Genomic DNA, 11127 nt, shown 5'->3' with positions numbered 1-11127 from the left:
TCCAAAAATCCTTGTAATCCCAAAATAAACCCGTACCAAAATAGGTACGGGTTACTTTTTTGTCTAAATACAGCTTCTAGCGACCCGCATTTATCCTAAGATCCGCTGGTAAATCGACTTCGCATGGGTCAAATCCTTGGTTCCGTGAATAAGGGCGCGCCCGTCTTGAAAGATAACCATCCGTTCCTCGCCCATCTCGACCGACAGCAAATATGGATTGCCCTTGACCACATAACCAAGCGAACTAAGCTGACCGGCGAGGCGTTCCAATGAGATCTCACCAACTGACGAGGGACGGATTTGGACCGTATCGCGGCCGCACAGCACAGTCGTCTTTGTCATATTTTCATGATCGAGATAGGGATAGGTCCGTTCCTTGCCGCATGACAAACAGCCGGCAAACTTGGCCTTCGACATCTTTAAGCTTGTGTACTGGTTTCTCCATAAATCAAAGCTGACAAAGGAAGTCCGCACTGCGGCCCAATCCTCGACTAGCATCTTTAATGCTTCCGCCGTCTGATGGGCAATTACCATTTGGACAGCCGGGGAAATAATTCCACCCGTATCACAGGTCATCCCCTGAAGAGGAATGGAACGCAGCAGACAATTTAAACATGGAGTCTTCCCCGGAATGATCGAAAACGTCATCCCAAAGCTGCCAACACAGGCCCCATAAATCCAAGGAACATTGTATTTTTGGGAGACATCATTCATCGCCATCCGCGTTTCGAAGTTATCTGTTGCGTCGATCATCACATCGACGCCCACCACCAGTTCTTCCAGCAACTGAGGAGTAGCATCACCGATGATCGAAACCACTTCAACATCGGAATTGATCGCGAGCAAGCGTTTTTCGGCCGCAGCCGCTTTCGGAAGCTTTTCTGCTACATCTTCCTCTGTATAGAGCTGCTGGCGCTGCAGGTTGCTGGCCTCGACATAATCGCGGTCAATGATTGTAATTCTGCCAACGCCAGCCCGGGTCAATACTTCCGCACTTCCTGACCCTAAAGCCCCCGCACCGATAATCAGCACATGCTTGCTGCTAATTTTCACTTGTCCTTCTTTGCCGATCCCCGGAAAAAGGACCTGCCGTGAATACCGCTCATTCATGAGATCATCCTCCGCTTACTGGCGGAATAAAAGCAATTTCATCCCCATCACGAATGACTTCATCGTTCGCGGCAAATTCTTCATTGACTGCTGTCATCACCGTATCCATTTTCGGCAGATTATATTTAGCAGATAACTCCGCCTTTAATTCCGCCACTGTTTTTCCACTGGCATCAACCGAAAGAAATTCTTCTCCGACCGCATCACGTAAATGAGCAAAAAATAGGATCTTATTCATTTAAGTCACTCTCCTCCGGCTTGCCGCTTGGATAGGCAACCGTTTCAAGCTGATTGCCCATCCACGCTTCGCCCTCCTCCCAATGTTCCTTCTTCCAGATTGGGACGATTTCCTTAATCCGTTCAATCGCATAACGGTTGGCATCGTAGGCATCGGCACGGTGCGGCGTTGAGACGGCAATGACTACCGCTACATCGGTAATGTCTAAGCGGCCAACCCGATGGGTGATGGCGACGCATGAGCCTTCCCAGCGCTGTTCAATTTCCTGGCCAATCTGCTCCAACTTTTTCACAGCCATCGCTTCATACGCTTCATAGATTAAGAATAACGTTTTCTTCCCCTTCGTTAATTCACGGACGGTTCCAATAAACGTTGTAATTGCACCCGCTTCACGCTGGACAACCTTATCAATGACTGCTTGAATATCGATGGGTTCTTTTGAGATTTGATACATCATTTTGATTACACCTCTTTAAGCAAGCACTTTGGCTTTGCATTTTCGATCACTTGATAACCGCCAATTTTTTCAACCTGCGCTATGAAATCAGCCGATTGAATCAAGCTAATGAGCAGTCTGCCGCTTTCACTTTCATAAAAGCTTCTCGTCATCAGCAAATCATATTCCTCATCCGCGACAGGGACAAAGTCTAAGTCCATTGCTTTCGCCGCAGGATATATCCCCAGTCCCGCTCCGTGCGCATCCCCGTTTACCTCCGCAGCTACCGCTAAATGTGAAAACATTTCCCGGTCATAACCGGTAATATCATCTGGTGTCAGGCACCCTTCTTCCAATAAAAGATCAAACAGTATCCGGGTTCCTGCGCCTTTTTGACGGTTGACATAATTCGCGTGGACTCGTGCTATATCAGCCGCTGTTTCAATGCCAAGCGGATTGCCTTTTGGCAGGATCCAGCCTTGCTTTCTTTTTAAAAATGGATAAAGAATAACGTCTTGACCCGCTAAAAATTTATTTATATAAGAAAGATTGTATTCCTTTGTACTTGGATCAAGCAAATGAATCCCGGCTACATGGGCCTCTCCTTTTCGAATTGCCATGATACCGGCCATACTGCCGACATGGGAGGAGACAATTTTCATGTCTGTTCGTACCCGCTTTAATCGGGACGACAACAGATCAATCGTCAAATCGTGGCTCCCGCAAAACACGATCGCGTTTTTAATTTCCTCAAGCGGGCGCAGCAATTCAACTTCGGCGAGATCGCCTTGTTCATAGCCAATAATGTTGGTTGGGACGATTAGCATCCCGTCTGCTCTGACATACGACATTGTCACGCCTGCCGCTCTTGTCAGCGGGTTCGCAACGAATTGTCCATTGACATAGCCGATGTTCATACGGACAAAGTCCTCAGCTCCCATCGACGAGACAATCCGTCGCCCGAGCTTAACGGTTACGGTCTGCCTTTTTGGTTCAGGGATTTGCAGATACTTACAGATCAGCGGTCTGACAAACCATTCAAGTGCCAAATAAGCCGAAACCGGATAACCTGGAACACCGACCACAATTTTGCCATTTATTTTTCCTAAAATAACTGGTTTTCCAGGCCGTGCGGCGACCCCATGGGTAAAGACCTCGCCGATTTCGCCGATAATGTGGACCGTGTAATCCTTCGAGCCTGCGGATGAGCCGGCATTGATAACAATGATATCAGAGGTCTCAGCTGCTTCTAAAAGGACTTCTTTAATTTTTTCAGGTTCATCTTTTACAATCGGGTGAAGCACCGGTTCTCCGCCCCAATCCTGTATAAAGCCGGCAAACACGGAGCCATTAAATTCAATAATTTTTCCGGGTGCAAGTTCTGCTGCATCTGCATCCACAAGCTCATTGCCTGTGGGAATAATCGTCACCACAGGCTTTTTGGTAACAGGAATAACCGTTTGCTGTCCGGCTAACAGCACTCCGAGATCAGCCGGCCGTAAGATATGTCCTTGCGGAAACAGCATTTCCTCTTGAACAACGTCTTCGCCGATGGGACGAATATGCTGCCAAGGGGTTGCGGGTTCGATAATTTCAATTGTATCCTCATCAATAACATCGACATGCTCAATCATAATAACGGCGTTAAAAGGAGAAGGAATCGCATTCCCGGTATCCACATAACTAAATTCTTCGCCTCTTTTCAAACGAAGTGGATTTTGCTCATGGGCTTGATAGGTACTTTCAGCAACGACGGCAATTCCATCCATCGCGCTCGCGTGGTAATGCGGCATGGACACCCGTGCAAAGATAGGTTCAGCTGTTACACGGCCCAAGGAGGTACTTGTTGCGATTTCTTCCTTTTCAGGGGTCAGCGAATGAGCCGCGAGAATTTCTTCTCTAGCTTGTGCTCGGGGTTTATCTTCTAAATAAATTTTTCGCTTAAAGTTTTTATAATTCATTGCTAGGTCCCCTTTATCGTGATGAAATCACAGGTACGTAATCTCCCTGTGAAATTCCCTCTTTTTCTGAACTGATCTCGACAATTCCATCGCTCTTGACTAAGGTTGTAATCAAGCCGGATTTGCCAATAATCGGTTCCGCCCACCATTCGCCCGCCTTTTCGAACAAGCGGACACGGATATAATCAGAGCGTCCAGGCGAGGAAGGGATATTTTTTGTAATTCTTGCAAACACCCGCTCCAGTTTCCGTTCCATCCGCTCACCCTTTAGCTTGCGTAAAATTTGCTCGCCAAACAGTTTAAAGATAATCATCGCACTGGCCGGATGACCTGGCAGTCCAATCACGGGCTTCCCACCCGCCATTGCTAGAATCGTAGGTTTCCCGGGCTTAATTGAAATACCATGGACAAAAACACCCGGGTCACCTAAAGACTGGATGACATCCGTGGTATAATCCTTTGCGCCGACCGAGCTTCCGCCGGAAAGGATTAAACAATCTACCTGTTGATAGAGTTCACGGGCCTTTTGTTTAAACTCTTCAAAATCATCGCGGACAATGCCGCCATAAAGCACATCGACATTCCATTCGCTCGCTAATCCTGAAATGGTTAAATAGTTGATGTCACGAATTTGCCCTTCTGCTAAGGTTTCAGTTTGATATGGGACGATTTCGTCCCCTGATGAGAGGTAACCGACTTTTAATTTGCGGAATACCGTTACTGTTGCCACTCCTAAAGAAGCGAGTGCCCCTAACTCCTGTGGACGAAGTTTTGTGCCAGCTGTAAGCAGCGTTTCGCCTTCTCTAATATCTTCGCCGGCGCGAATCACATTTTCCCCGGGGGCTATCTGCTTGTACGTATTTAACAGTGTATCGACTTCTTCACAGTGCTCAATCATGATAACGCTGTCACTTCCAGATGGAAGCATCCCGCCAGTCGGCACATAGACCGCTTTACCTGGGCCCGCTTTTGCCGTTGGAACCTCCCCCATTTTCACTTCCCCTGTAACCGTCAGGAAGCCTGGCATCGATTCAGAAGAACCATACGTATCCTTGGCACGAACCGCATAACCATCGACAGTTGAACGATCAAAGCTCGGCACATTTTCCTTTGCAATCACTGGTTCAGCTAAGATATAATGAAGCGCTTCTTCGAGCACCCGTACTTCGGATTGCTTGATGGCCGGGATATTTTCCTCGATTAAGGCAAATGTTTCTTCAACTGTTTTCACTTTGAAAAATTGCATGATTCCTTACTTCCCCCTTAGTAAATCATCCGCTTCAGCCCACCTTTTGGCGTCTTCATACTCGTTTGGGCGATTCATATTAAAAAAGACTCGTTCTAAGTCCAAACTACTGTATCCCTGCAGGTCCTTTTCCGTTATATAACGGACATTTAAATGATCGAGCAGATGTTTCATACGAAGACGTCCCGCTTCAATACTATTTACGACCTTATCCGTCGCTTTCTTATCAAAGACGGCAAATAAAGGGTGCTGAACTCCATGAATGACGGGAATGACGGCATCGTAATCATCGCATTTTTGGACAAGCACCTCGGCAAGTTCGACTGAAACAAATGGCATATCACATGCGACAATAAAATTTTTATCATGATTTGAAGAATTCAGGCCGGCATGGACCCCTGCAAGCGGTCCTTGACCGGGATAAACATCCGAGACCATCTTCACTCCTAAAAATGTATACTGTTCAGGATGATTGGTTACAAGAATTATATCATTAAAGGACAACTTTAGCGTATCGACAATTCTCTCGATGTTGGTTTTCTCATTTATTTTTAAAAGGGCTTTATTGGTGCCCATCCTGCTTGATTTCCCGCCTGATAAAATAATAGCCGCAGCCTTCATGTTTTCAGCACCTTCTTAATGTGTATCTTTTTTCACACCTACCGCGTTATAGCCATTTTCCTGTGCAACAAAATCCAAATGAATCGAGTTTAAATCCAGTAAGGCTGCAGACGGTTTTTCAATATATTGTCTGGTATCAATAATTTTAATATAGCCGTTACACTCTTCGCAAACTTGAATTTGCGAAACAGCATCGCCTTCAATGGTAATAAAGTTGATGGTTTTATGGTCCTCATTGCCACAGTGTGCACATTCCAGGCGCTTAGCATTCCAATGTGCAAGGCAGCGCGGGCAATGGATTACCTTTCTTCCATCTTCATTCAATGAAGCTAAGCGAACAGGTTCTCCACAAACGGGGCAGCCTGCGCCCGGGATCGCTTGAGTGATCTCGTCTTGGACTTTTTCTGCAGTTAATTGTAAATAAGGACGGAGTGCGGTTTCAGCCAAGAATTGTGGAATCCATTCTTCTAGTCCGTTTTCTTCTGCAAACTTAACAAAGTAAACATGGTTGGATGAAAAAGCCTCTTCGATCCATCGGATGGCTACCTCTTCGGTTAGCAGGCTGATGATGCTTGCAAGCTTTGGTTCCAGCTCAGGTTTATTTATGACTAGCATAGCATTTATTTCCTCTATCCACTGTAAATATAGGGAAATTTCAAAGTCAATAGCCGATAATGCAGCAGCAGGCACACCAGCTTCCATAGCAGCTTTGTCAAGGTTTGGTCTAATCGTTTCGGGATTGATCTGTTGCTTCCATTTATCTTGAAGTAAAACTATTTCTTTTTGAAGTTCCTGATATTCTTTTGAAACAACTGACTTTATCATATGTTGCTGCACCTCTTTCATGTAGTAAAGAAATGGCTGCCTTTAGAGCGACAGCCATTCCTTTTTTATAAAATTACATTTTCCACGGTCGTTACTTCGCTTGAACCAGTGTTCTAAGCGCCTTTGTTTTTCTTATGCTTAGGATCATCCAGATTAGGGAAGTTACCTTTTTTGACTTCTTCATCATACCAGTCAGGATAGTGCCCTTTAGCCCACCAGGCAGGTACTTTTCCTGTAACCACACCAGAGTATCCTGGTCTGGAATGCTTATGAACAACAGATAGATAGACGTGCCCAACGATAACGGCAATTCCTAGTCCGAAACCGATGTTATGCAGAACATATCCCCATTGGACAAGTGCTCTTGGGAAGAAGTCAGGAAACCACATCGTGAATCCTGATGCAATAACCAAAATCGCACAGAAAATCTGGATCACTGAGTTAATTTTTTCCCCTGCATTAAAGAAGGTTTGGCGAATATGCTTGAAGTTAAAACCAAATAATTCTTTAACAAATTCAGTGAAGAATTGCAGGTCCCGCTTTTTCCATGTGACCAATTCTTTCATCCACTGGAAAAAGAACTTTGGACTAAAAATCAGCAAGATGAAAGTAGGTGCAATAAACACTACTGCAAAAATTCTGTGTAAAAGACGTGCATTTGCCGGTCCGCCCAAGACGGGATAAAGCCAGTCAAAGAATTCGGTATACATTGGCAGAGCCGTGATATAGAGGGCAAAGAATGCCAAACCATTGATCGCATGTGCCCAAACAAACGCCTTAGGAAAACGTCTAATTTGCTCATTTGCCTTAGGATGCTTCTGGTAATTACTCATGGCTGCCACCTCCATCTTCGTCATGATTATCTTTACTTCTCTTACTAATAATACTGTTAGTGATAAACGCACCGACAACCGCCATCGTAGTTGCCCCGATCATCGCTTTTCCGATTGGCTGTGCATAGTCTTTCCAAACAACCGCAGATGTTGGAACCTTAGGTGATTCTGGAAGTCCATAAACGCTCGGTTTTTCTGCAAGCACATAAATCGTGTGCGTACCGCCGACGCCTTGTGGATTATAAATATTGGCATTCGGGAAACGGTCTTTGATTTGAGCTAGACGTGCTTGTGCTTTTGACAGCATTTCATCTTTTTTACCAAACTGCATCGCATCGGTGTGACAGGTAGTTACGCAGGCAGGCTGTAAGCCTTCTTCGAGACGATCTGTACACATCGTGCACTTTTGTGACTTTTTGTATTCTTTGCCATTTTTATCTTTGTACGTCTTTAGGGAAATGACTTCGAATGGACAGTTTTCCACGCAATAGCCGCAGCCTACGCACTTATCATGATCAATGACAACGGTGCCGAATTTAGAATAACTGATTGCATTTTCCGGGCAAACCTTTTCACAGGCAGCTTCTTTACAATGCATACAAGAAGTGTGGCGGAAAAGATATTCTAAATCGCCTTTGCCATTTTCATGTTCAATATACTGAAGCACATTCCAGGTATCAGCACTAGTCTTAGGGTGTGACTGAACACTTCCTTGGAATTCTGTTACTTCAGCAGGCAGGTCATTCCAGTTTTTACATGCAACCATACATGCCTTACAGCCGTCACACTTGGTCACGTCAACATATTTTACAAATTCAGCCATTAGTCAGCCCTCCTTATATCGCAAAGGAATGCTTTATATTCCGGAATCATTGTGTTGGCATCCCCAATATGTGGAGTCAGGCGGTTGGCAATATCTCCTGTTGCATATCCTTTAAATCCAAAGTTCCAAGGCATCCCTACTTGATGCACCTTTTTACCATTAACTGTAAATGGTTTATAGCGTTTTGTTACCATGGCATAGGCTTTGATTTTGCCACGTGCCGATTCAACAATGATTTTGTCTTTATTGTTAATGCCTTTTTCTTTTGCTAGTTCTTCACTTAATTCTACAAACATATATCTGGCAATCTCAGAAAGCCACTCTTGGTTACGGGTCATCGAACCGGATTGCCAGTGCTCACTAACTCGGTAAGTGGTTGCGACAATCGGATAATCGACCTTGTAGCCTTTTTTATTAAAGTCGCCATCATTAATGACAACTGCCGGATTCAATTCGACCGATGAGAGCGTATTTTTCGCTGGGCTTTCAAACGGTTCATAGTGTTCAGGGAATGGACCATCCTTCATCGTAGGGGCAAACAATAATCCTACGCCATCTTTATTCATCATGAAGGCACCCGTACCGCCTGGTTCACTTGGTGAAAGAATTGCTTTAAAGTCTGGAACATCATTACCTACCCATGACTTCGCCGCCCCGTCCCACCAAATAACGGCCTTTTCCTTGCTCCATGGCTTACCGCTTGGATCAGCAGAAGCACGGTTGTAAAGGATACGACGGTTTGCCGGCCAAGCAAACGACCAGTTAAGGAAGTTGGCATTACCTGTATCTTTATTATCACGGCGCTTCGATAGATTTTTTCCTTCTTCAGGATAGAAGCCGGAATAAATCCAGTTTCCGCTGGAAGTGGTTCCATCATCTAATAGGGCAGCGATGCCTGGTAAGAGTTTCCCAGTTTTTAAGTCATATCCGTTAATTTCTTTTGCAATTGCATCAATATCTGGTACTTCACCGGTGCCATAGTTCCAATCAAGTGCTAAGAAAGGTTGATCCGCAGATTTTGGACTATTAGCGTATAGCTTTTTCAGTTTTAGCGCCAATTCATGGATAATATCAAGGTCTGGTCGTGCCTCTCCCCGTGAGTCAATCGCTTTCCAACGATATTGCATCCAGCGCGAGCTGTTGGAAATACTTCCTTCTTTTTCAAAAGAAGCCGATGCCGGAAGCAGGAATACCTCTGTATTAATCTTCGATGGGTCACTGCCCGCTTCTTTTTTCCAGAAGGCGGCTGTTTCTGTTTCCCAAAGGTCAACAGCGACCATCCATTTCAGATTTCCAAGTGCCTCTTTCTCCTTACCAGCATTTGGTCCACCGACCACTGGGTTTGTTCCCCAAAGGAAAGCACCGTCTAGTTCATTGTTATACATTGCTTTAAATAAGTTAATATGCGAGTAGTTTTTGTTGCCTTTTGGTAAGAAGTGATAACCGAACTCGTTATCCTTTGTTGCATTTTTGCCGTACCAAGCCTTCAATAAGCTGACAACGAATTTTGGTTTGTTGCTCCAGAAACCTGTTGGAGGTGTTTCTTTTGCCAAATAGGTTGCTAGTGTTGCATGCTCAGGTACGGTTGCTTTAGGAGCCCCAAGGTATCCTGTGAGGTTATCCCATAATAAGCCGAAGTCTGTCGAACCTTGAACGTTTGATTCACCGCGCATCGCATTGATCCCGCCGCCTGGTAAACCAATGTTACCTAACAGCATCTGAATGATTGCGAACGCACGAACATTTTGGGAACCAACTGTATGCTGGGTTGTACCCATTGCGTAAAGAATCGTTCCTGCTTTGCCCACTTTACTTGTTGCACAGAAAGCTTCATACACCTTTAATAAATCCTTTTTAGGTGTCCCAGTCACTCCTGATACTGTATCCACATCATAACGAGAATAGTGCTTCTTCATTAATTGGAAGACAGATTTTGGATTTTGTAACGATGGATCTTTTTTCGGGGTTCCATCTTCATTTGTTGCAATTGTCCATTTGGTATTATCATACGTACGTGTTGCTTCATCATATCCTGAGAACAGACCATCATTAAAATCAAAGCCGTCTGCCACAATAAAGGAAGCATTTGTATAGTTAACAACATAATCTTTATGGAAAAGATTGTTGTCGATTGCATATTTAATCATACCGCCCATGAAGGCAATATCTGTTCCAGAACGCAGTGGAGCATAAATATCAGATACCGCAGAGGTACGTGTATACCTTGGGTCAACACTGATAATTTTTCCGCCGTTTTCTTTCGCTTTTGTCAACCATCTAAAGCTGATTGGATGGTTTTCCGCAGGATTTGCGCCCATAATAAGTGCACAATCCGTATGTTGTAAGTCGTTCCAATGGTTTGTCATTGCGCCACGACCAAATGAAGGTGCCAGACCGGCAACCGTCGAACTATGTCATATTCGTGCCTGGTGCTCTAAGTAGGTGACACCAAGCCCTCTCATTAATTTTGACACTAAATAGGTTTCTTCGTTATCAAGTGCCGCGCCGCCAAGGCTGGCAATTTTTTCAGTCTTGTTTACGGTTAGTCCGTTTTCTTTTACAACAAATGAAGCATCTCTTGTTTCTTTTGTACGCTTGGCAATCGTGTCAAGCATCCATTCCCACTCTTTTTCCTCCCATTCAGTGCTGCCTGGGGCACGGTAAAGCGGTTTGGTCATACGTTTTTCTGATGTGTAAAGCTGTCTTAATGTCGTTCCTTTACTGCATAGCTTACCTTCGTTAATCGGGTTATCGGGATCCCCTTCCGTATAAACCACAGTGTTGTTTTTGGTATGTACGAGGATCCCACATCCTACACCGCAAAAGCAGCAAACGGTTGGTGTTACAGTAGCTTTGGCAATTTTAAAATTCTTTGCGTTCGCATAGGCCTTTTTCTCATTAAAACCAAGCTCAACAACTGCTAAGGTAGCAGCGGTAGCACCTGACAGCTTTAAAAATTGCCGACGATTCAGGTTCAATTCAACCATCATCTCATTCTCCTTCCCATAAACTAATTTAGAATATCCCTATATTC

The 11127-nt window shown here is 44.7% G+C and carries 10 protein-coding genes and 1 pseudogene; all 11 read right to left on the bottom strand.

Going from position 1 to position 11127, the window contains the following annotated elements; all coding sequences use genetic code 11:
* Positions 1 to 90: 90 nt before the first annotated feature.
* Complete coding sequence (locus BDR01S_RS17350) at positions 91 to 1110, bottom strand: thiazole biosynthesis adenylyltransferase ThiF (protein WP_066248806.1); 1020 nt, start codon at positions 1108 to 1110, stop codon at positions 91 to 93.
* Between the two features lie 4 nt (positions 1111 to 1114).
* Positions 1115 to 1348 carry a molybdopterin converting factor subunit 1 gene (gene moaD / locus BDR01S_RS17345; RefSeq protein WP_066248809.1) on the bottom strand — a complete coding sequence of 78 codons (234 nt, stop codon included), beginning with the start codon at positions 1346 to 1348 and terminating at the stop codon, positions 1115 to 1117.
* Positions 1341 to 1805, bottom strand: coding sequence for a molybdenum cofactor biosynthesis protein MoaE (locus BDR01S_RS17340; RefSeq protein ID WP_066248812.1), 465 nt, complete (start codon positions 1803 to 1805; stop codon positions 1341 to 1343). The genes moaD and BDR01S_RS17340 overlap by 8 nt, the downstream gene beginning before the upstream one ends.
* Positions 1806 to 1810: 5 nt before the next feature.
* Positions 1811 to 3745 carry a molybdopterin biosynthesis protein gene (locus BDR01S_RS17335; RefSeq protein WP_066248815.1) on the bottom strand — a complete coding sequence of 645 codons (1935 nt, stop codon included), beginning with the start codon at positions 3743 to 3745 and terminating at the stop codon, positions 1811 to 1813.
* A gap of 13 nt (positions 3746 to 3758) precedes the next feature.
* Positions 3759 to 4991 (bottom strand): molybdopterin molybdotransferase MoeA, encoded by a 1233-nt coding sequence (locus BDR01S_RS17330; protein WP_066248817.1) that lies wholly within the window; start codon positions 4989 to 4991, stop codon positions 3759 to 3761.
* A 6-nt stretch (positions 4992 to 4997) separates the two neighbouring features.
* Positions 4998 to 5612: a molybdenum cofactor guanylyltransferase gene (gene mobA, locus BDR01S_RS17325; RefSeq protein WP_066248821.1), complete on the bottom strand. Its 615-nt coding sequence runs from the start codon at positions 5610 to 5612 to the stop codon at positions 4998 to 5000.
* Between the two features lie 15 nt (positions 5613 to 5627).
* On the bottom strand, positions 5628 to 6458 hold the full coding sequence (locus BDR01S_RS17320) for a formate dehydrogenase accessory protein FdhE (RefSeq protein ID WP_235846598.1): 831 nt from the start codon (positions 6456 to 6458) through the stop codon (positions 5628 to 5630).
* Between the two features lie 92 nt (positions 6459 to 6550).
* Entirely contained in the window at positions 6551 to 7270 is a 720-nt protein-coding gene (locus BDR01S_RS17315; protein WP_066248827.1) for a formate dehydrogenase subunit gamma, read from the bottom strand.
* A complete protein-coding gene (locus BDR01S_RS17310; protein ID WP_066248829.1) occupies positions 7263 to 8093 on the bottom strand; it encodes a 4Fe-4S dicluster domain-containing protein in 831 nt (276 codons plus the stop codon). The genes BDR01S_RS17315 and BDR01S_RS17310 overlap by 8 nt, the downstream gene beginning before the upstream one ends.
* Positions 8093 to 10495 (bottom strand): annotated as a pseudogene (fdnG, locus tag BDR01S_RS17305) (formate dehydrogenase-N subunit alpha); the annotation flags it as partial. The gene BDR01S_RS17310 and the pseudogene fdnG, both read right to left, overlap by 1 nt.
* A gap of 12 nt (positions 10496 to 10507) precedes the next feature.
* The gene (locus BDR01S_RS26810) at positions 10508 to 11080 is read right to left on the bottom strand and encodes a twin-arginine translocation signal domain-containing protein (protein WP_066248841.1); all 573 of its coding nucleotides are present in this window, start codon (positions 11078 to 11080) and stop codon (positions 10508 to 10510) included.
* Positions 11081 to 11127: the final 47 nt, after the last annotated feature.

Source organism: Neobacillus drentensis NBRC 102427 (assembly GCF_001591445.1).
GTDB lineage: Bacteria > Bacillota > Bacilli > Bacillales > Cytobacillaceae > Neobacillus > Neobacillus drentensis.
This window is presented reverse-complemented; position numbering and strand designations above follow the sequence as displayed.